The 20,911-nt window shown below is 56.6% G+C and carries 17 protein-coding genes; 8 read left to right on the plus strand and 9 right to left on the minus strand.

Annotated features, from left to right (window positions below; genetic code table 11):
* Positions 1-10 precede the first annotated feature (10 nt).
* Genes GOW92_RS10960 through GOW92_RS10970 form a run of 3 tightly spaced genes read right to left on the minus strand, consistent with a single transcriptional unit; the run spans position 11 to position 4,135 of the window.
* The gene (locus GOW92_RS10960; RefSeq protein WP_170560620.1) at positions 11-1,018 is read right to left on the minus strand and encodes an ABC transporter permease; all 1,008 of its coding nucleotides are present in this window, start codon (positions 1,016-1,018) and stop codon (positions 11-13) included.
* Positions 1,015-2,541, minus strand: coding sequence for a sugar ABC transporter ATP-binding protein (locus GOW92_RS10965; protein WP_170560621.1), 1,527 nt, complete (start codon positions 2,539-2,541; stop codon positions 1,015-1,017). The genes GOW92_RS10960 and GOW92_RS10965 overlap by 4 nt, the downstream gene beginning before the upstream one ends.
* A gap of 40 nt (positions 2,542-2,581) precedes the next feature.
* Positions 2,582-4,135: a UxaA family hydrolase gene (locus GOW92_RS10970; RefSeq protein WP_170560622.1), complete on the minus strand. Its 1,554-nt coding sequence runs from the start codon at positions 4,133-4,135 to the stop codon at positions 2,582-2,584.
* 84 nt (positions 4,136-4,219) lie between these two features.
* Here GOW92_RS10970 and GOW92_RS10975 point away from each other — a divergent pair, with 84 nt between their 5' ends.
* The 8 genes from GOW92_RS10975 to GOW92_RS11010 are packed head-to-tail and all read left to right on the plus strand — an operon-like array spanning position 4,220 to position 11,504.
* The gene (locus GOW92_RS10975; protein ID WP_170560623.1) at positions 4,220-4,957 is read left to right on the plus strand and encodes a GntR family transcriptional regulator; all 738 of its coding nucleotides are present in this window, start codon (positions 4,220-4,222) and stop codon (positions 4,955-4,957) included.
* Complete coding sequence (locus GOW92_RS10980) at positions 4,954-6,006, plus strand: aldo/keto reductase (RefSeq protein ID WP_170560624.1); 1,053 nt, start codon at positions 4,954-4,956, stop codon at positions 6,004-6,006. The genes GOW92_RS10975 and GOW92_RS10980 overlap by 4 nt, the downstream gene beginning before the upstream one ends.
* Entirely contained in the window at positions 5,996-6,424 is a 429-nt protein-coding gene (locus GOW92_RS10985; protein WP_170560625.1) for an RbsD/FucU family protein, read from the plus strand. The genes GOW92_RS10980 and GOW92_RS10985 overlap by 11 nt, the downstream gene beginning before the upstream one ends.
* On the plus strand, positions 6,421-7,251 hold the full coding sequence (locus GOW92_RS10990) for an amidohydrolase family protein (RefSeq protein ID WP_170560626.1): 831 nt from the start codon (positions 6,421-6,423) through the stop codon (positions 7,249-7,251). Before GOW92_RS10985 ends, GOW92_RS10990 begins: the two co-directional genes overlap by 4 nt.
* 13 nt (positions 7,252-7,264) lie before the next feature.
* Complete coding sequence (locus GOW92_RS10995; protein WP_438826314.1) at positions 7,265-8,365, plus strand: fumarylacetoacetate hydrolase family protein; 1,101 nt, start codon at positions 7,265-7,267, stop codon at positions 8,363-8,365.
* A 12-nt stretch (positions 8,366-8,377) separates the two neighbouring features.
* Complete coding sequence (locus GOW92_RS11000; RefSeq protein ID WP_170560628.1) at positions 8,378-9,880, plus strand: aldehyde dehydrogenase (NADP(+)); 1,503 nt, start codon at positions 8,378-8,380, stop codon at positions 9,878-9,880.
* A gap of 8 nt (positions 9,881-9,888) precedes the next feature.
* A complete protein-coding gene (locus GOW92_RS11005) occupies positions 9,889-10,644 on the plus strand; it encodes an SDR family oxidoreductase (protein WP_170560629.1) in 756 nt (251 codons plus the stop codon).
* A 17-nt stretch (positions 10,645-10,661) separates the two neighbouring features.
* On the plus strand, positions 10,662-11,504 hold the full coding sequence (locus GOW92_RS11010) for a fumarylacetoacetate hydrolase family protein (RefSeq protein ID WP_170560630.1): 843 nt from the start codon (positions 10,662-10,664) through the stop codon (positions 11,502-11,504).
* 350 nt (positions 11,505-11,854) lie between these two features.
* Here GOW92_RS11010 and GOW92_RS11015 read toward each other — a convergent pair whose 3' ends face one another.
* The 6 genes from GOW92_RS11015 to GOW92_RS11040 form a co-directional block, all read right to left on the minus strand.
* Positions 11,855-13,933 carry an autotransporter family protein gene (locus GOW92_RS11015; RefSeq protein WP_254452978.1) on the minus strand — a complete coding sequence of 693 codons (2,079 nt, stop codon included), beginning with the start codon at positions 13,931-13,933 and terminating at the stop codon, positions 11,855-11,857.
* A 566-nt stretch (positions 13,934-14,499) separates the two neighbouring features.
* Positions 14,500-15,900, minus strand: coding sequence for a TRAP transporter large permease (locus GOW92_RS11020; protein WP_170560631.1), 1,401 nt, complete (start codon positions 15,898-15,900; stop codon positions 14,500-14,502).
* 11 nt (positions 15,901-15,911) lie between these two features.
* Positions 15,912-16,544, minus strand: a complete 633-nt coding sequence (locus tag GOW92_RS11025) for a TRAP transporter small permease subunit (RefSeq protein ID WP_170560632.1) — start codon at positions 16,542-16,544, stop codon at positions 15,912-15,914.
* 68 nt (positions 16,545-16,612) lie between these two features.
* On the minus strand, positions 16,613-17,623 hold the full coding sequence (gene dctP, locus GOW92_RS11030; RefSeq protein ID WP_170560633.1) for a TRAP transporter substrate-binding protein DctP: 1,011 nt from the start codon (positions 17,621-17,623) through the stop codon (positions 16,613-16,615).
* 125 nt (positions 17,624-17,748) lie between these two features.
* Complete coding sequence (locus GOW92_RS11035; protein WP_170560634.1) at positions 17,749-19,089, minus strand: sigma-54-dependent transcriptional regulator; 1,341 nt, start codon at positions 19,087-19,089, stop codon at positions 17,749-17,751.
* Complete coding sequence (locus GOW92_RS11040; RefSeq protein WP_170560635.1) at positions 19,086-20,816, minus strand: sensor histidine kinase; 1,731 nt, start codon at positions 20,814-20,816, stop codon at positions 19,086-19,088. The genes GOW92_RS11035 and GOW92_RS11040 overlap by 4 nt, the downstream gene beginning before the upstream one ends.
* Between the last annotated feature and the right edge of the window lie 95 nt (positions 20,817-20,911).

A 20,911-nucleotide genomic window follows, 5' to 3' on the forward strand; every position in this document is an offset into this window, starting at 1 on the left:
AGTTGCTTGTTCATCCCGATTTCTTGCGCCGTGCCATATCGGCATAGACGGCCAGGATGATGATTGCTCCTGTCACAACGGTCTGCCACTCCTGCGCGACGGACAGCACGCGCAAACCGTTGGTCAGCACGGCCATAATCAAGGCACCAATGAGCGTACCCAGAATCGTCCCGCGCCCGCCGGACAGCGAAGTACCTCCGATCACCACGGCGGCGATCGCCTCCAGTTCGTATCCAAGTCCCAATGCCGGTTGCGCGGAATTCAGACGCGAGGCGATCAAGATGCCGGCGATGCCGCAGATCGCGCCGGCGAGCGCGTAAATGCGCATCTTCCACATGTCGGTGTTTACGCCGGACAGACGCACTGCTTCCTCATTGGAGCCAAGCGCAAAGGTGTACCGGCCCAGAACCGTGCGCCCCAGAATGTATGAGGCTGCGATAGCCACAAGGAACAGGATCAGAACACCATTGGGGATGGGCAGAGACGGAAAAACCTCTCCGATCAGTGACCCGCGCGAAATCAGGTCGAAACCCGGCGTATCGTTGAAGTAGATTGGCCGCGTTCCCGAGATAACCAGCGAAAGACCTTTGAGGATCAACATCATCCCCAGCGTGGCGATAAAGGGTGGGATTTTCATTTTGGCAACGAATGTGCCTGAGCAAAGTCCGCAGAAGGCCCCTGCGGCTATGGCTGCAGCAACGCCCAGCAGCAAGGGCATCCCGAGATATGTCAGCACCACACCGGCGATCACTGCGCAGAAGGTCATCAATGTCCCAACCGACAGATCAATGCCACCCGTAATGATAACCAGCGTCGCGGCGACGGCCAGAACGCCGTTAACTGATGTCGCCTGAAGAATGGCGATCATATTCGACGTCTGCATGAAGTTGGGTGAAGCAATGGAAAAACCGATCAGCAGAATGATCAAACTGGCAAAGGCCAAAAGCTTTTGATACGCGCCGCTGTCCGCAAGGCCCGATAGTGGCTTTTTCTTTTCGATGTCGGTTGCTGTGGTCATTGGACTGTCCCTGTTACCTGCATCGCAGCCGCGCGTTGCGTGGCCAGATGCATGATGTCTTCTTGTGTGGTGTCTTTGCCGCCCGGCAGAATTCCGGTCAGTCGCCCTTCGCACATCACGGCGATGCGATGGCTAAGACGCATGATCTCGGGCAGTTCAGACGAGATCACGATGATCGTCTTGCCCTGCCCCGCCAGGTCTTCCAGCAGTTTGTAAATCTCGGATTTCGCGCCGACGTCGATGCCACGTGTGGGCTCGTCGAAAATCAGAATATCGCAGTCACGTAGCAGCCATTTGGCGATGACAACCTTCTGCTGGTTGCCGCCTGACAGAAGGCGAACCTCTTGCACATCCGATGGCGTTCTAATGCCCAATTGCTGGATGTAGCTTTTCGCAGTGTCGCTGATTTCACCATCATGCAGAACACCGCCTGCGCCCGTGAACAGATCCATCGAGGCAAGCGCAATATTGTCGCGTACGTTCATACCGGTGGCGAGGCCGAAATGCTTTCGGTCTTCGGACAGGTATCCGATCCCTGCCTTGACAGCGTCGGTGGGTGATTTGATCGACACCACCTGACCATGTACCCGGATTTCTCCGCTATCCCTGGTGTCAGCTCCAAAGATGGCGCGCGCGACTTCGGTGCGCCCCGCACCCATGAGACCGGCGAAGCCCAGAATTTCGCCCTTTTGGACCGAGAAGCTGACGTCTTGGATTTCATTGCTCCGGCTCAGCCCGGTGACTTGCAGAGACATCTCAGCATCGCCCAGATCGGGCACGTCCAGCGGTTCTTCCTTGACCTCGCGGCCCACCATCATGGCGATGATCTGGCTGATCGGAGTTTCGGCCGCACCTACTGTTCCGACGTATTCACCATCGCGCATGACTGTCACGCGATCTGAGATTTGCTTGAGCTCGTCCATCTTGTGGCTGATGTAAACGATACCCACGCCCTCGGCCTTGAGGCGGCGGATGATCACGAACAGCTCGGCAATCTCTGCGTCATTCAGGGCCGCCGTGGGCTCGTCCATGATCAACACTTTGGATCGGAACGACAGTGCCTTGGCGATCTCGACCATTTGCTGTTTTGCGATGGTCAGGCTGCCAACCAACGCCTTGGGATCAAGGCTGAGGTTCATCGCAGCAAAGATTTCGGCGGTCTGCGTATTCAGCGCCGCCTCGTCCAATCGACCAAAGCTCTTGCGCGGTTCGCGCCCGATAAAAATGTTCTGAGCCACGGTCAGATCGTTCATCAGGCTCAACTCCTGATGAATGATCCCGATGCCCAGATCCTGCGCTTCACGGGGGGTTGTCGGGCTGACTTCACGCCCTTCAATCTTCAGCGTTCCACCATCGCGCTGATAGATACCCGACAGGATCTTCATCAACGTGCTTTTCCCGGCCCCGTTCTCACCCATCAGCGCGTGAACTTCGCCCGGTTCAAGATCGAACTGCACGGATTTCAGCGCGTGCACACCAGGGAAGAACTTATCAATCCCCGTCATTTCGACCAATTTATTCATTTTCCCTCCCATGTGCCCCTCTCCCTTGGGCCCGACGCGATTACATCACCGCGCCGATTTGCCAGGGGACGAATTCAACGCCCCCAAATCCAAGTTCCTCGCTTTTGGTTTCTTGCCCCGACGCAACACGGATGAGCATTTCGAACAGCTCTTCGCCCTTTGCCTCGATGCTGACCCCGTCGGTCACGATGTCACCGCAGTTCAGGTCCATGTCGTCGGCCATGCGGGCATACATCTCGGAATTTGTGGCCAGCTTGATACAGGGCGTGGGCTGATAGCCTGACACCGAGCCTCGCCCGGTAGTGAACACGACAAGGTTTGAACCCGACGCCACTTGCCCGGTGACAGAACATGGATCGAACCCCGGGCTGTCCATGAAGACGAACCCGTGCTTGTCGACCATCTCACCGAATTTGTAGACATCGCGTAGAGGGGCTGTGCCTCCTTTGGCAACGGCACCAAGCGATTTTTCAAGAATGGTAGTCAACCCACCGCGCTTGTTGCCGGGGCTGGGATTGTTGTCCATCTCACCGCCATTGCGGGCGGTGTAATCCTCCCACCAGTGAATGCGTTCGATCAGCTTTTCGCCAACTTCGACCGTTTCGGCCCGCCGGGTCAGCAAGTGCTCTGCCCCGTAGATTTCCGAGGTTTCCGAAAGGATCGTCGTGCCTCCGTGACGCACCAGCAGATCCGAAGCAAAACCCAGCGCGGGGTTGGCAGTGATCCCCGAATACCCATCCGAGCCGCCGCATTGCATGCCGACCGTAATGGCACTGATCGGAGCGGGGGCGCGTTCAGCCTGATTAGCCAAATCCGCGATGCCGCACAGTTCTTCCAGCCCGCGTTCGATGGTACGCCGCGTTCCGCCCTCGTTCTGAATGGTCATGTAACGTAAGGCACCGTCAGCGCGGATTGGACGACCGCCAACAAGGTCTGCGACCTGCATGACCTCACACCCCAGACCAATCAGCAGGATACCCCCGAAATTCGGATGTTGTGCGTACCCGGACAGGGTGCGGAACAGGGTGGCATAACCCTCATCCTTGCTGGACATTCCGCAGCCGGTGCCATGCACAATCGGAACCACACCGTCCACATTCGGAAAGCTGTCCAGCAGCCCGGATTTTTCCGCCGCCTCAGCAATGAAACGCGCCACGGACCCCGAACAATTCACGGTGGTCAGAATTCCGATGTAGTTTCGGGTTCCCACTTTGCCGTCGGTGCGGTGGTAGCCATCGAATGTCCGCTCTTCGTTCAGAGCTGGCAGTGGCGCGTTCGCGCTGGCATGTGCATAGTCTTGCTGATGCGCACCCATACCGAGGTTGTGCACGTGGATATGTTCGCCCGGTGCGATGTCGCATTTGGCCTGCCCGATGATCTGGCCGTACCGGATGACATTCTCACCGACGGGAATTGGTTCCACGGCAATCTTGTGACCTCTCGCCACTGATGCGGCAAGCGCCACAGGCACAGACGCGGGCTGCTCTCCTGCCTCCAAGTCACGCAGCGCAATGACAATATTGTCCTGCGGGTTGAGCTTCACGACGTCACGCGCCGCGCCTTTCAAAACATTTATGCCGCTATGTGCTTGCATCACTTCCCCGCTTGCTTGGCCAATGTTGCTAAGTTCAAAATCGCCACTTGTCAACTAACATGTTAGAATGTTAAATTGCTAAGCATGAGCAAACACCATGATATTGATGCCGCGCTGCTGCCCGAAATCACGACTATCGAAGGGCCGCTGACACAACGGGTACACCACTCTTTAAAGCAAGCGATTCTGTCGCTTGATTTCCCGCCCGGAGCAAATCTCCGGAAGGCTCCTGTGTGCGAACGATTGGGCGTTTCTCGCGCACCCGTCGCAGACGCTATCGCGCGCCTGGCCTCTGAAGGATTGGTGGATGTAGTGCCGCAATCCGGTACCCGAGTGTCTTACTTTTCGATGGACGAGATCCGCGAAGGTGTTTTCCTGCGCGAAGCGCTTGAGCTCGCAACTGTCGCCAAGGTCGCGCGCGATCTGACCGACGATCAGCGCAAGCGGTTGAGCCGCAACATGCGCCTACAGGAACTGCTAATCGAAGATGAAGATATTCCTGGCTTTTACCAGGCCGATGAAGAGTTTCACGGCCTGCTGATGGAATTCACGGGCTTCCGCCGCCTTGCGGATGTCGCCCAAACCGTTTCATTGCAGGTTAGCCGCGCCCGCATGCTGTTGCTTCCCACCCCGGGTCGGATAGCCGAGACACTGGCGGAGCATAGGGCCATTTTTGAGGCAATCAGCAATCGCGACGAACAGGCTGCGCAGGACGCCATGCGCACCCACCTTGGGCAGTTGATGCCGCGCATCGAACAGCTGGAACAGGAAAAGCCCCATCTGTTCAACCTCACACCACAGCTGAATAGCGAGGCAGGATGACCGTTTCCAAGACAGAATTACTGAACAACCGTACCACACGGCCTGTTCCCCTGACCCGCATGGGTTTTGGCGGCGCGCCGTTGGGCAACCTGTATCGCAAAGTCTCGGACGAGGACGCACAGGCGGCACTTCAGGCCGCCTATGACGCAGGCATTCGATTTTTTGACACCGCGCCGCAATATGGGCTTGGCCGGTCAGAGCATCGGTTTGGACAGGCAATTGGCCGGTTCGGTCGTGAGAACATTCAGCTTTCGACCAAGATCGGGCGCCTACTACTGGACTGCGAACCGCATGAAGTGACACCCGAAGCCTTCGTCGACGTACCGCAAAAACGGATCGTGTTCGACTATACCTATGACGGGGTCATGCGGTCTTATGAGGCCAGCCGCGACAGGATCGGTGTGGCCAACTCTGACATTCTTTTGGTGCACGACGTCTGTGTCTTCAGCCAGGGCAGCCAGGAAATGTCTGACGCCAAGGTGCGCGAGCTTTTTGACGGCGGGGGATACAAAGCGCTGACGGAATTGCGCGATGCAGGCGAAATCGCCGCAATCGGCGCGGGCGTAAACGAATGGCAGGTTTGCGAAAAGCTTCTTGGACTGGGGGATTTCGATGGGTTCCTGCTGGCCGGACGCTATACCCTGCTGGAGCAGGAAGCGCTCGACAGTTTCCTGCCGCTATGTGAGCAGCGCGATGTCGGAATTATTCTCGGAGGACCTTACAATTCAGGCATTCTCGCAACCGGAGCAGTTCCTGGTGCCAAGTACAACTATACAGATGCGCCGGAAGACATTCTGGACCGGGTCCGTAAGATCGAGGCCGTTTGCACGGCACACAACACTCCGTTGATCGCTGCAGCGCTGCAATTTGTTCTGGGTCATCCCTGCGTCAAAACGGTTGTTCCCGGAGCCGTCAACGCAGCAGAAGTCCAGTCCAATGTGGCCTTGATGGAGCGTGACATTCCCCAGGGCCTGTGGTCGGATCTGCGATCCGAAGGTCTGATCCGACCGGACGCGCCCCTGCCAAGCGAGGCTGCAAATGCTGCGTAACATCGACCCGATCCTGTCGCCGGAGCTTCTGTATACTCTCAGGGCCATGGGCCACGGGGATGAAATTGTTATTGCAGACGCGAATTTCCCGGGTTCCAGCAGCGGGCCGGACTGCATCCGGGCGGATGGGTCTTCGGCCAGTGAAGCGTTGCAAGCTGTGTTGTCCGTAATGCCGCTGGACACCTTCGTGCCTGATCCGGCGTTGACTATGCAGGTTGTTGGCAACCCGGAGGCGGTTCCTGACGCAGTTGAGGATTTTCAGCGCATCATCGACACGACCGCCGATAACCCAACCAAGGTTCAGAGCTTGGAACGGTTTGCATTCTACGACCGTGCAGCGAACGCGTTTGCCATCGTTCAGACGGGCGAACGCAGGCTTTACGGCAACATCATCCTGAAAAAGGGTGTGATCGGATGAGAATCGACGCGCATCAGCACTTCTGGGCTTTGGCGCGTGGCGACTATGGCTGGCTGACGCCCGATGTGGGCGCGATCTACCGGGATTTCACCCCGGACGATCTCATGCCCTTGCTTAAGGCTGCCGAGATTGACGGCACGGTCCTTGTCCAGGCGGCCCCTACTGTGGCTGAGACCGAATACATGCTCTCTCTGGCCGACCAGAATGCGTTTATCAAAGGTGTTGTCGGCTGGGTTGATTTTGAAGCCGAAGATATTGGCGCGCAGATTGCTGCTTTGGCCGCCCATCCGGCACTGGTCGGTCTTCGCCCCATGATACAGGACATCGCTGATCCTTTGTGGATGCTTGGCGATACCCTGTCACCGGCTTTCGAGGCTGTCCAACGGCATGACCTGACATTCGATGCATTGACGTTACCCCAACACTTGGGCCCGCTCGGGCAACTTCTTGAATGCTACCCCGATATGCGTGTGGTCATCGACCATGGATCGAAACCGTTGATCAAAGACGCGATCTTGGACGGCTGGTCCGAAGACATGTCAACATTGGCCCGAGATACCAGTGCATGGTGCAAGCTGTCCGGCCTTGTGACTGAGGCTGCCTCAGACTGGACGATCGAAGACCTGCGCCCCTACGTGGATCACCTACTGAATACCTTCGGCCCGTCGCGTCTGATTTGGGGCAGCGATTGGCCAGTTTGCACCTTGGCTAGCAGTTACGAGCGCTGGTGTGAAACCACCGACACGCTGTTGAACCAGTTGGGCAGTACAGAACGCCAGGCGATCATGGGTGGGAATGCCGCCCGCGCCTATAACCTCAGGGACTGAAATGACCATACCTATGTTGGAACCTAACGGGCTGTGGCTCGGCCGTGTTGAGCGTGCTGGGGTCGGACCCAGCGTGGTAACCCTGCGCAACGGGCAGGTTGTCGATATAACGTCGAAAACCGCGCCAACCGTCCGGGACATTCTGGAACGCGACGACGCGGCAGACTATGTCCGCACCGCCCACGGTGAAGAAATCGGCCCTTTGGACGCAAACCACCAATGGCTCGCGCCATGCGACCTGCAGGCGGTTAAGGCCTGCGGTGTCACATTTGCGGGCTCCATGGTCGAGCGCGTGATCGAGGAACAAGCCGCGGGCGATCCTGCCAAAGCAGACGCAATCCGGGCGCGCATCGGAGATCGGATCGGCGACAGCCTCTCGAACATCGTACCGGGATCGGACGCGGCCGCAGAGGTCAAAGAAGCACTGATCGCGGAAGGTCTCTGGAGCCAGTATCTAGAAGTCGGGATCGGCCCCGACGCCGAGGTGTTTTCAAAGGCGCAGGTCCTTTCGGCAGTCGGGTTTGGCGCGGACATCGGGCTGCATCCCGTATCGACCTGGAACAACCCCGAGCCCGAAGTTGTTCTGGCTGTGACCTCAAAAGGAGAGATCAAGGGCGCAACGCTGGGCAATGATGTGAACCTGCGCGATGTCGAGGGGCGCTCAGCCTTGTTGCTGAGCAAAGCCAAGGACAACAATGCCTCCTGCGCGATCGGGCCAATGATCCGGTTGTTCGATAATGGGTTCACACTGGACGTTGTACGTCAGGCTGAACTGACGCTGACCGTCACCGGACCAGATGGATTTATCCTGAACGGTAGCTCATCTATGTCTCAGATCAGTCGTGATCCTGCCGATCTTGTGAAGCAGACAATCGGACGCCACCACCAATATCCGGATGGGCTGATGCTGTTTCTTGGCACTCTGTTCGCCCCAACCCAGGACCGCGATACCCCAGGAGGTGGATTCACGCACAAGCTTGGCGACGTTGTCACCATCGCCAATGCACAACTTGGTGCACTGACAAACACAGTGTGCCTTTCGACGGAATGCCCTGAATGGACCTTCGGGGCGTCACACCTGATGCGAAACCTCGCCCATCGCGGCATACTGTAAGTGAGAACGAATATGTTGACTGGAAAACACCTGATCGCTGGCGAATGGGTCGGTGCAGATGCAACTTTTGCGTCAGAACCTGCGCATGGACCAAGCCATGAATTTTTTGTTGGGACGGCGGCTTTGGTCGACACCGCCGTAGAAGCGGCAGAGGCGGCCTTTGCCACTTTCGGGTGGTCCTCGCGCACCGAGCGCGCCGCGCTTCTGCGCAAGATCGCTGATGAGATCGACGCGCGTGGAAATGCCATCACCGAGATCGGCACTCAGGAAACCGGCTTGCCCGAGGCGCGCCTGCAAGGGGAACGCGGTCGCACCGTTGGCCAGCTGCGCCTTTTTGCCGATCACATCGAAGCGGGTGATTATCTGGACATGCGCCATGACCCGGCTATGCCGGATCGCGCCCCCCTGCCCCGCCCCGACCTGCGCATGATACAGCGCCCGCTGGGTCCTGTTGCGGTGTTCGGCGCGTCAAACTTTCCGCTGGCCTTCTCAGTCGCGGGGGGCGACACGGCGGCGGCACTAGCCGCCGGATGCCCCGTTGTTGTCAAAGGTCATTCCGCCCATCCCGGAACAGGTGAAATCGTTGCGCAAGCCATCGACGCCGCCATTAAGGCGACCGGTGTTCACCCCGGAGTGTTTTCGCTGGTTCAGGGCGGCAAACGGGATGTAGGCACGCGTCTGGTGCAGCATCCGCTGATCCGGGCGGTGGGCTTTACCGGCAGCCTGGCGGGCGGCCGCGCCCTGTTTGACCTGTGCGCGCAGCGGGATGAACCCATTCCGTTCTTTGGTGAGCTGGGCTCGGTCAACCCCATGTTTATCTTACCGCAAGCCGCTACCGCGCGCGGGACTGAGATCGGCGCAGGTTGGGCGGCTTCGCTGACGATGGGCGCCGGTCAGTTCTGCACCAATCCTGGCATCGCCGTGATTATTGACGGACCCGATGCCGAAGCGTTTCAGTCCGCAGCTGAAACTGGGCTGTCTTCGGTGGCTGACCAGACAATGCTGACCGATGGAATTGCAGCGGCCTATCGCGACGGCGTTTCCCGCGTCGCCGCCGGAACAGGAGTTTCCAAGATCATGGGCACCAGTTGCGAGACGCGCGATGCCGCGCCGTACCTGTTCGCAGTTTCCGGCGATGACTGGCTGGCCGATCACAAGCTGCAGGAAGAGGTTTTCGGACCGTTGGGCATCATCGTGCGCGTGAAAGACACCGCTCAGATGCAACAGGTCGCACGCGCCATTGAGGGGCAACTGACCTGCACACTACATCTGGACGCAGCCGACAAACCCGATGCTCAGGCGCTGCTACCGCTGCTGGAAAGAAAGGCGGGGCGTCTGCTGGCCAACAGTTTCCCAACCGGCGTCGAAGTCTGCGACAGCATGGTCCACGGCGGCCCCTACCCCGCCTCAACCAACTTTGGCGCGACCTCCGTGGGCACATTGTCGATCCGCCGTTTCTTGCGGCCGGTTTGCTATCAGGACATCCCAACCGACCTTCTGCCCGAGAAACTGTGAGGCAACCAATGACGACATTCGAACCATCCAACCGGCTTGCGGGCAAAACCGCCCTGATCACAGCTGCGGGGCAAGGCATCGGCCGTGCAACCGCTGAATTGTTTGCGGCCGAAGGCGCGCGCGTGATCGCCAGCGACATCAACGATGCTTCGCTTGCAGAATTAGGCGGTGTCGCAGGTATCGAGCCACTCAAGCTGGACGTAACCGACAATGAGGCTGTGACAGCCGCTGCGGCCGACCTGCCGAGCCTGGACGTTCTGTTTAACTGTGCGGGCTATGTTGCAGGAGGCTCAATCCTTGAGTGCAACGAAAAGGACTGGGATTTCAGCTTCGACCTCAACGTCAAAGCCATGTTCAGACTGATCCAACTGACCCTTCCGGGAATGCTGGAAGCAGGCGGTGGGTCAATCATCAACATGTCGTCGGTCGCATCATCCATGAAAGGCGTGCCCAACCGATTTGCCTATTGTGCATCAAAAGCAGCGGTCATTGGCCTGACCAAGTCCGTGGCCGCCGATTTCGTAACACAAGGCATCCGGTGCAACGCGATTTGTCCCGGCACCGTCGACAGCCCCAGTCTGCATGAGAGGCTGCGCGCCACAGGAGACTACGATCAGGCAATGACCGATTTCATTGCCCGTCAGCCCATGGGCCGAATTGGCACCGCGGAAGAGATCGCAGAACTGGCTCTGTATTTGGCCAGCGATGCCAGCAAATACACGTCGGGTCAGCCTTTTGCCATTGATGGCGGCTGGACGATTTGAACAGGAAGGACTTTACAATGAAGCTGCTACGTTATGGCCCCAAAGGCGCTGAAAAACCCGGTATCTTGGCATCCGACGGCTCGGTTCGCGACCTTTCCGGTGTGGTTGATGACATATCCGGCGACACGCTTGGCGACGCCGTTCTTGAAAAGTTGCGTGCCATCGATGTGGACAGCCTGCCGGTGGTAGATGGAGATCCGCGCATCGGCCCATGCGTTGGCAATGTCGGCAAATTTATCTGCATTGGTCTGAACTATGCCGATCACGCGGCGGAAAGCGGAATGGAACTTCCGGCTGAGCCAGTGATTTTCTTCAAGGCCACCTCGGCTATCATCGGCCCCAATGACACGGTCGAAATCCCGCGTGGATCGGTCAAAACCGACTGGGAGGTGGAGCTGGGTGTCGTCATCGGCAAAGAGGCCAAATACGTCTCTGAGGCCGAAGCCATGGACCACGTCGCCGGGTACTGCGTTGTAAACGACCTATCAGAACGTGACTTTCAGCTTCATCGCTCGGGCCAATGGGTCAAAGGAAAGTCCGCAGACACATTCGGTCCAATCGGCCCCTGGCTGGTGACACGAGACGAGGTGCCAGACCCGCAAAACCTGCCGATGTATCTTGAGGTAAACGGGCGCCGATACCAGGATGGGTCAACCAAAACGATGCATTTTGGGGTGGCAACCGTCATTTCGCACCTTTCGCAGTTTATGTCGCTGCAACCCGGAGATGTGGTTTCGACAGGAACACCCCCTGGCGTCGGTATGGGGCAAGAACCTCAGAACTATTTGAAGCCAGGCGACACAATGGAGCTGGGGATTGAGGGGTTGGGCGTACAGCGACAGGATGTCATCGCTGGATAGTGGCGCCTTAACCATTGCCCACTAGATTTCGTCGCCACAGGTTACGGCAGCGACAACCATGACCGCGGCGAGGCGGCGCTGTAAAGGACGCTCCGCCTCGCAGTCTAGCGGATGTCACGAAATCTCGACATTTGATGCCCGCGTCACCTCGACGGCTACCACTCTTTCCAGGTGCCGCGAAGGTCAGCTTTGGCCTGTCCGAACCACCATTCGCTGCAGTTGCATGAGTTGATTAAGGGCGAAGGTCGGGAGCGCGGACAAAGCTGCCGTCAGCAGGGCTCATCGATGAATGCCCCAACAACTGTGGTCAACGTGTATGATCCAAGAAGGGAAACAACTGTGACACGCAATCAGAAACGAACACTAAGGTTTGCCCCCAAGCCATGTTCTTGACCATTTGAACGTACCGAATAGCCGTATCCTGCTGTTATTCTGGCTTGCTCGGATATTTGATACCCTAGTCCCAGCCCGAGAACGAAGCCGTTGGCACCTCGGTTTTGCCCGACTTGTGTAAATGTCCCAAATATCGGGCTTGTAACAGTGACTTCATGCTCACCATCCTTGTTGGCAAAAAAGTCGTACTCGTAGCGAGCAAAGGCAATTGGGGTCAGCACGCCATTGTCACTCAAGAAGTCCCGTTGATAGTCGACGCCAATAGAAGCGACCAAAGACTCTGCATCCGCTTTTTCAATTGAATAGTTGAAATCGCCGCCTCCGGATTCTGTTCCAGAGCCTTGTTGGATGCGCCCGTAGTTTAGTCCGAAAACCGTGGAAACTCTTGCGCCACTGTCCAGGTTAAACAGCCTCCGTGCTTGGATACCGGCGTGAATGCCTTTTTGGTCCAAATCCGACTTTGCCTCGCCTCCCGTAAACCCATCTACAGACGGGTTATTCCGTTTGGCGTCAGTTTCACCGAACATGTAACCGATCAGCCCGGAGAACTCCCACGTTCCGGTTGTTGTACGCCCATAGACGCCCGCGTGATAACTGTCTGTCGAAAAGTCCTGATCGACTTGATCGTGCTCATCCATGGAGGACGTCCCAAATCCTGCGTACACGCCAACGACCCCTCTTTCCGAACTGAAGACATCAGCACCAACCAAAATAGTGCCGAGTGAATAGTCGAATGTCCCGAGGCCGTTACTTCCATCAACGTCCCCGCTCACATAGGCCGTGTCGATCCACCAGCGCCGATCAGAGCAGTCGATTGCGCCACTAGGGCTGCGGACCGTGTCGATGCCACCTGATGCAACGGGTCTGTTTTGATTGTTGAAACCAACTGCTTGATATTTGCGGCAGTCAGCATGGCTCAGAACCGTGTTTGTTATCAGGTCTAGTTGCTCAAGCCCAATAGTCAGGTTGGAGGAATAGGGTTCTGCATGCACGCGATTAAACCCAGCCAGACCTGAATTGGTGAGCGTATTGACAGCGGCACCAATTGTTGAACCGCTATTGAGCCCCGTCCCCGGTGATGTGTTTGTGGTATTAGCAACCGCTCCAGCGAGGTTGCTGGCGTTTGGCGAACTGGTAACCGCCGGGTTCTGCGGTAAGCTTGAGACCGGTTGTGCAGTGAATGCAATGTCGACCTGACTATCTGCGGTGGGCGTATTGGCTATCGTCAGATTAGACAAAGCCGGCAGAGATCCACCTGCAACGAGCGTCGGTGCGTCCCCATCAATACTCGAGGCTTGAAGAACCGTGTAATTGTTGCCGGCCGCATAGTCTTGCGCAGTCAGACCGGGACGAGCGGCTTCGACTTGGATTGTGGCGTTGTTAATCCCTGTCACCCGCCCGCTGGATGACACCAAGTCAGCTTTCTGCCCGACAGTTGGATCGACTTCACTTAAGAGCCTTGACCCAGTTTCAAAGGCGATTCCGCCACTGTTATTAAGTGTACCAATTGAAAAGCCCGGCGAAAGCACCCCCCCGTTCTTAACTGTGAAGTTGAATGCGTTCACGGTTCCCGTGCCGGCCAACGTGCCAAAACTCTCAAAGTTTACGGTGTTCAAACTACTTGCTGCATCAAGCCGAACAGTCGTGCCTGCCGCTATCGCCAGGTCACTGGTTGAAGAAATCGAACTATTCGTCAGTGTGAAATCAGAAGCCTCGGCAACCCGAGTCTGAATATAGTAGGCCCCAAAAACTACTTCGGTCGCTCCCATAACGGTAAGGTTGTCATAGGTTAGCGGGCGGTCGGACTGGAAGTAGACTTCCGTGGGGTCGATATTCGCGCCGTTGAAGGGAGCGAACGTCATTGATCTGCCGGAACCAATCGAAGTTCCAATGAGGTTCACTCTGAGCTTCCCGTTGATGTTTGTTGCCAACGCTTCCCGGGATACAAAGTCTCCGCTGCCTGCGGCGACATCAACATTCAGAAGAGTTAAAACTGAAGCATTGCTGGAAACGGTATTTTGGCCAGGAACATACAACTCAATTTCACCTGAGGACGTGATCGAGGAGTTTCCAATTGTAAGTCCTGTAATGGGTCCGTTTGGGATCGGCAGACACGTGCGCTCCGTCGTTGAGATTGTTTGATTAACGCGAGTGCTTTCAGATCCGGATGAATACTCTATCCGGGGAGAACCTAATTCTACGCAGGCTTGCGAGCTTTGAGCTTGTGCTTGGCCCGGCAGTAGCAAAAATGCCAGGGCTCCCAACGTGGAACTAGAGACAATTACACGCTGAGCGTATCTTACCGAATTTGCCGGGTCCTTTGTTTGCATCAACTTTCTCCCCTAACTCCATAAGTCAGGCTACACCCGTTTTTTGATAGGCAGCGAACTTTTTTGAGTATTTCAGAAAAGTCGAACGATTGACTGCCTTGGGCCCATTCCAGGCCTAGGGTGCACAGCACTATCTGACTTGTGGCAAGCTATCGGCGCCAACAAAGGCTGCCCAAACCGGACGAACAAGTGTGACGTAATCTGCAGTGCAGTTGATTGATGCAGGCCTTAGCTGCACCGGCATACCGCACTCCAAAATCATCCCATGTGATTCAAACCTGACCAGGAAGCCATAGGACGATAGCGGGGAAGGCAACGAGCATCGCGATGGTCGCAGCATCCGCCAGAAAGAAAGGCGTTACACCTTTAAAAACATCCTGAACGCTTAGGTCATCACGAACGCCGGCCACGACAAAGCAATTCAGCCCGATGGGTGGGGTGATCAGGCAAAACTCAGCCATTTTGACAACCAAAATGCCAAACCAAATGGCACACATAGGCCCAGACATACCGAACGTGCTATCGGCTGCGCTTACGGCTTCACCACCGTTCAACGCCATGACGGCAGGGTAAACTACCGGCAGCGTCAAGAGCAGCATACCTATCGCATCCATGAACATGCCCAGTACAGCGTACGCCAGAAGAATACAGATCAGGATTAGCATCGGAGACATCTCAAGCGAGGTAATCCAGTCGGAGAATGCGCTTGGCAGTTCGGCGAACCCAAGAAAACGAACGTAAACCAAAACGCCCCAGATGATCGTGAAAATCATGACGCTTAGCTTGGCGGTTTCCAAAAGCGCGTCTTTGAGTTCGGCCCAGCGCATACCCTGATACAGTGCCATCAGGAACACCACGAAGGCTCCAATTGCGCCGCCTTCGGTTGGCGTACCCCAGGCATCTCCGCCGAACGGGTTGTAGACAAAGAAGATGATGGTGACGACGACAATCACGATGGGCAATGCGGGCGGCAACGAGAGGAAACGTTCTTTCCATGTGAATCCGGTGACTGCGGGACCAAATCCTTTGATCACGACGGCCATGCCAATGATCAGCAAGCCATAAATTACCGCCGAGAACATGCCCGGGATGAACCCGGCCAAAAGCAGTTTGCCCACGTCCTGCTCGACAATAATCGCGTAGATGACCAGAATGGCCGAAGGCGGAATGAGCGAGGCTAGCGTACCGCCTGCAGCGACGACACCTGCAGCAAAACGCTTGTCGTAGCCGATCCTTAGCATCTCGGGGATGGCGATACGGGCGAACACAGCGGATGTGGCGACCGAGGCCCCGGATACCGCTGCAAACCCAGCGGTTGCGAAAACGGTCGAAACCGCCAGCCCGCCCGGGACCCATGCCAGCCAACGCTTCGCGGCTTCGAACAGTGCCTTGGTCAGGCCCGCGTAATAGGCGAGGTAACCAATCAGGATGAAGGTCGGGATAAGGCTCAATGCCTGGCTTGAAATCTTGGAGTGCGGCACCTGCCCCGCTGTTTTGACGGCCACGGTCACAGCCTTGCCGAACCGCGCCGGGTCATAACCAAACTTGGCCCAGAAGATCCAGATTAGACCAACCATGCCTGCTGTCGCGGCGGCAAACGCCACGCGCATCCCCAACACCACAAGAACAAGCATACCGCCCGAGACGATCAGACCAATATCAATGGGTTCCATCAGACTTAACCTCAGTTGTCGTGGCCCGAGACGTGCTCGGCTTCCATTGCAGCTTGAGTGGCTGCATCGGCTATTAGTGGGACGGCAATAGGTGCCTGATCAGGGCGCCGGATCGCGCGACCATAGGCCCAGAGCTGCAGAACAAGCCTGAGACAAAGCACGCTAAAGGCGACGGGGGCCAACAGCTTTGCGGGCCACAACGGGATACCTATGTCGATGGAGCTGTCGCGGCTCCAGAGTGGCGCACCAAAGTCAAAGCTGCGTGCGAAATGCGCCCAGCTCCCCCAGATCAGCAAGACGATCAGCGCCAGAATGACAGCAGTTGTGACGAACTCAACGATATAGAGCGTCCGGCCTCTAAGCGCTCCAACAACCATGTCCATTCGGATATGACCGCCATCACGCTGCGCATAGGAAATCCCCATGAAGGCGATTAACGGCATGGCCTGCTCGATCCAGTCCACGTAACCGGGAAGTGGCGCATTGGCGAAATTCCGACCACCAACGGAGACTACGGCCATGACCATCAGCGAGAAAACTGCAAGACCGCTGATCAGGGCCAGAAAGCTTTCCAGTTTGTAGAGATGTTGATCGAGAATGCTGAGACGGCTGTCGTCGGACAGCACCTGGGATGACCCGGCCATCTTTGTACTCCGCTGTCAGGGAAAAAGGCACCCGACGCCAGCTTGGCCAGCGCCGGGTTGTGAGTGGATTAGCTGCCGTTTGCGATCTTGCCAGTCACAAGGTCATAGAGGTCTTGTGCTGGCAGGCCACGCTCGGTGTTTTCTGCAATCCAGGCCTCGGCCGCGGGGGCGGCAGCAGCTTCTTTGAACGCTGCGATTTCTTCATCGCTGAAAGTGACCCGTTCGATGCCGCGTTGATCCAGCTCAGGGCCCCACGCTTCCATCGTTTTGGTCTGGTAGTGGCTCACGTAGTGATCCAGTGCCTCATCCACAGACCCCAGCAGAGCTTCGCGGTGTTCGTCAGACAGATCTTCCAGTGCCAGCGTGTTCACCACGACAGGGCAGTTGACGGTGCCGGGATTGAGGTTCGTCGTCCACCACGTGCCATTTTCAATGGTGCCAAAGGACATATGCGCGTGTGGCGCAAAGCTGACCGCTTTGACGATGCCGCTATCCATTGCCTGACGCACTTCGGATGCAGACATCGAGGTTGGAACTGCCCCAACAGTCTCCATCGCTTTACCGATGCCGCCAGTCGCCCGAACGCTCAGACCTTTGAAATCGGTTAGGGATTTAGGTGCTTGACCGACGCCAACAAGGTTGTACTGCGGCAGCGGCGACGGCATCAGGAGCGTAGCATCCCAGCGGGCCAGATCCTCGACAACGGCCGGGTGTTGGTAGACAGCCATCGACAGGTCGATCTCTTGGTCCAGCGAAGTCACACCCAGAAACGGCAGTTCCAGAACCGTGATCGAGGGGTTTTTGTCGCGGTGATAGCCCGCGCAGAACTGGGCCATTTCAAACGCACCGATCGAAATCCCATCGAGGTTTTCTTTGTTCTTCGACAGGCCGCCATAGCTGATGTTGAGTGTGAACTCGCCGCCCGTCTTTTCGCTCACCAGTTCGGCAAGTTTCTCGACGTGTTCGGTAAAGGCACGACGCTTGCCCCACAGGGAAACATTCCATTCGACGGCCAGTGCTTCGGATGCAAGGGTCAGTGACAGGGCAGCAATCGCCGCCCGGTTAAGATGTTTGCGCATAATGGCTCCTCCCAGATCACGCAATGTGTTTGGGCAGAGTATTCATGATGCGCAGCAGCCTGCCTATGAAGGAAAATGCGCGTGAAGTTTCGGAGGCCCTGCGGATATCCGCAGAGTGATTTCTCCTACAACAGCGCCTCTTTATCGAGACCGAGTTTGACGATCTTTTCGTTAAGCGTCCGGCGGCCAATCCCAAGCGCTTCGGCGGCGGCATCCATGCGGCCTTTGTGCGCCTTGATGGCTTTGCCGATGAGCTCGCGTTCAAAAGCAGCAACGGCTTCGCGCAGCGTATCCGGCACTTCGTCGAAGTGCTGATCGCTTTGGATAGCCTGCGCCACCGACCCTCCTCCGCGTCGGGCCGCCAAAATGCGCCGTTCGCAAACATGGCGCAATTCACGCACATTGCCGGGCCAGTCATGTGCAAGCAGAGCGGCCAAATCATCCTGATCGAGTTCTGGCGCGTCAATCTCATAAACCTGCGCGTATTCGTTCAAGAAATGCGTTGCCAACAGAACCAGATCATCCCGTCTTTGACGTAGCGGAGGTAAAGATAGAACAACAGTGTTCAGTCGAAACAAAAGGTCCTGACGCAGGCGGCCTTCCTCGGCTGCCAGTACAACATCTTCGTTGGTTGCTGACACGACCCTGAAGCTTACTGGCACCGGCGACACAGCCCCCACCGGCAGCACCTGCTGATCTTCGATGACCCTTAGCAGCTTTGCCTGCGCCGCTGTTGGGCACGAGCAGATTTCATCCAGAAACAAGGTCCCGCCCGATGCCGCTACAAGCCTTCCGTCGGATTCACCTGCTACGCCGAACATTTCCGCTTCAAACGTATCGGCCGACAACGCGGCGCAGTTCAGCGCAAGAAACGGTGCTTCCGGCGAGCGGCCCAAATCATGTAAAGCGTGGGCAACCAGCTCTTTCCCGGTGCCGGTATCCCCCTGCAACAAAACCGCAACCGAAGTATCGGCAAGGTCAAGTACTTCTTGTCGCAAGTCTTTAATAGCGTCTGTTTGCCCCAGCAGGATACGATCCAGCCCTGACAGTTTGAACAGCCGGTCTTTGAGGCGGGCATTGCTTCTTCGCATTCGGTTTTGTTCAGCCGCGTGCCTAAGCACCGTAAGCAATCGCCGTGGCTCATATGGCTTTTCGATGAACCCATACGCCCCGTCCTGTATAGCTTGAACCGCCATCGGGATGTCACCATGTGCCGAAATCAATACCACCGGAGGCGCCACATGCCTGTCCAGGCTGGCCAGCAATTCAAGTCCCGACATGCCGGGCATACGCACATCAGACAAAATGACATCGGGCGAGGCGTTGGCCAGATGTTCCGTCACGTGGGTTGCGCGCGACAGGGCGCTAACAGTCCAGCCGGCGGCTTCGAGCAACTCGACAAGCGATTGTCGCATCGATTTGTCATCATCAACGACCAGAACTTTGAAAGGTTGCTGCTGGGTCATTCGTTCATTTCTTCAGTCATCGAGGCCATCGGGAAGGTGACACGAAAAACTGTTCCGCCGCCATCACGATTTCGGGCCGTCATCGTGCCATCGTGATCTTTGACAATGCTGGTGGAAATGGCCAGTCCCAAGCCCATGCCTTTCCCGCTCTCTCTTGTGGTTACAAATGGCTCTTGCAACTCAGCCAACGTTGCCTCACCCAACCCGTGACCGTTGTCCTGAATTTCCAACACTGCTTCATCATCAGAAGCTGTGACAGCGATATGAATTTCAGGTGCATCCACTTCGTCCATCGCGTCAATCGCATTGCGCAAAAGATTAGTGATGACCTGTTCGATACGCAGTGCACTGCCCCGGATAAAGACCGGGCTGGTCGGCGCATCAACTGAGATTTTCACCTTGCCCTGCTCGATGTTTGGCGCAACCAGAGCCAATGCGGCGTTGACCGAAGTGCATAAGTCTACGTCGTCGAACGCCTCGCTCTCTGAGCGCGCGAAGAACCGCAATTGGCGCGTGATCCCTTCCATCCTGTCGACCAGACTTCCAATTTTTTGCGGTAGCTTGGACTCACCGGAAGATGAGATCTCTTCTGCCACCAGGTGATTGCGCATCGCTGCGATCGGCTGGCCTAGTTCATGCGTGACCGACGCGGATAATTGCCCCAGAGCCGCCAATCGGCTTGCGCGTTCCAACTCGCTTTGTGTGCGTTTGAGGCTCCGCTCGGCTGTCTTGCGGTCGTCGATTTCGATAGCGAGCCTTTCATTTGCCTCCCGCAGCTTTGCTTCTTCTTCTTCGGACCGCTCCAAGGCCGCGCTTACGCGCCTCGCGCGTTGTATCTGGAAAAAGATAAATGCGAGCCCCGCTAAAAGGACAAAGATTGCGGTTACAAGCCAACTACGTGCTACGGCCTGATCGTCACTTGCAAAATAGTGAAGCGACCAGCCATCGGGCAAATCCGTTGCTGCAAGGTGCAGGCGCTTCGTTCCAGCAATTCTGGCCTGATCTCCCGGCAACTCAACCCAATCCAACGCATCTAAGTCTTGCCCCGGAAACTGCCTAGCATCCCGAATCCGCTCTTGCTGAGGTTTTGACAATGGCGCCAACGCGCGATATCGCCAATCCAAGTTCGAAGAAAGCAAAACGACGCCGTCTTCATTGGCCAAAAGAACCTGTTCACCCGAGTTTTTCCAACTATCCTGAAGATTAGAGAAATCGATCTTAATCGCTATGACGCCAGTTGAAGCTCCCTCGTCGTCAAGCACTGCGTTGGCGATGAAGTAGCCTGGCAGACCAGTCGTTGCCCCGATGGCATAGAAGCGGCCTTGTTTACCAGAAATGGCAGTTTGGAAATACGGGCGGAAAGCGTAGTTCTGGCCAACAAAGCTCCCAGTGTCGCGGTAATTCGATGAGGAAATCGTGATCCCGTCTTCGTCCATCAGGTAGATCGCATCCAGCCCCGCCTGCGCCGCAAAATCCTCGAGGCGTCGGTTTAAAGTTCCGGTGCCGTCCCCTTCGGCTGTTCCAATTACAAAGGAATCCTGTGACAGCACATATGTGAGGTGGGAAAATCGCTCGAGTTCGCTGTTCACCGAGCTTTGGTAAAGAGAGAGCCGGCCCTGAGCTTTCGAAAGCTCCTCTGAAACGAAGTACTGGTAAGAAACCAAATAAAGGCCAATGCTGGCGGCAATGGCTATCAAAATACCTACAATATACGAAGCTGATCGCATTGAATGCCCATGAACTGCGACAGCATAGGATCACAGTAGGTTTTAACCGTCCATCCCAAGAGTTCTAAACCGCCATTTAGATGTTCAGGTCAAAC

The sequence above is a fragment of the Ruegeria atlantica genome (assembly GCF_013032505.1).
Classification (GTDB): domain Bacteria; phylum Pseudomonadota; class Alphaproteobacteria; order Rhodobacterales; family Rhodobacteraceae; genus Ruegeria; species Ruegeria atlantica_F.

Coding starts and splice junctions, on each gene's coding strand:
- GOW92_RS10965 (WP_170560621.1), bottom strand. CDS start 2,541: ATGAATAAATTGGTCGAAATGACGGGGATTGATAAGTTCTTCCCTGGT.
- GOW92_RS10960 (WP_170560620.1), bottom strand. CDS start 1,018: ATGACCACAGCAACCGACATCGAAAAGAAAAAGCCACTATCGGGCCTT.
- GOW92_RS11040 (WP_170560635.1), bottom strand. CDS start 20,816: ATGCGATCAGCTTCGTATATTGTAGGTATTTTGATAGCCATTGCCGCC.
- GOW92_RS10975 (WP_170560623.1), top strand. CDS start 4,220: ATGAGCAAACACCATGATATTGATGCCGCGCTGCTGCCCGAAATCACG.
- GOW92_RS11005 (WP_170560629.1), top strand. CDS start 9,889: ATGACGACATTCGAACCATCCAACCGGCTTGCGGGCAAAACCGCCCTG.
- GOW92_RS11025 (WP_170560632.1), bottom strand. CDS start 16,544: ATGGCCGGGTCATCCCAGGTGCTGTCCGACGACAGCCGTCTCAGCATT.
- GOW92_RS10990 (WP_170560626.1), top strand. CDS start 6,421: ATGAGAATCGACGCGCATCAGCACTTCTGGGCTTTGGCGCGTGGCGAC.
- dctP (WP_170560633.1), bottom strand. CDS start 17,623: ATGCGCAAACATCTTAACCGGGCGGCGATTGCTGCCCTGTCACTGACC.
- GOW92_RS11000 (WP_170560628.1), top strand. CDS start 8,378: ATGTTGACTGGAAAACACCTGATCGCTGGCGAATGGGTCGGTGCAGAT.
- GOW92_RS10970 (WP_170560622.1), bottom strand. CDS start 4,135: ATGCAAGCACATAGCGGCATAAATGTTTTGAAAGGCGCGGCGCGTGAC.
- GOW92_RS11020 (WP_170560631.1), bottom strand. CDS start 15,900: ATGGAACCCATTGATATTGGTCTGATCGTCTCGGGCGGTATGCTTGTT.
- GOW92_RS11035 (WP_170560634.1), bottom strand. CDS start 19,089: ATGACCCAGCAGCAACCTTTCAAAGTTCTGGTCGTTGATGATGACAAA.
- GOW92_RS10985 (WP_170560625.1), top strand. CDS start 5,996: ATGCTGCGTAACATCGACCCGATCCTGTCGCCGGAGCTTCTGTATACT.
- GOW92_RS11010 (WP_170560630.1), top strand. CDS start 10,662: ATGAAGCTGCTACGTTATGGCCCCAAAGGCGCTGAAAAACCCGGTATC.
- GOW92_RS10980 (WP_170560624.1), top strand. CDS start 4,954: ATGACCGTTTCCAAGACAGAATTACTGAACAACCGTACCACACGGCCT.
- GOW92_RS10995 (WP_438826314.1), top strand. CDS start 7,265: ATGTTGGAACCTAACGGGCTGTGGCTCGGCCGTGTTGAGCGTGCTGGG.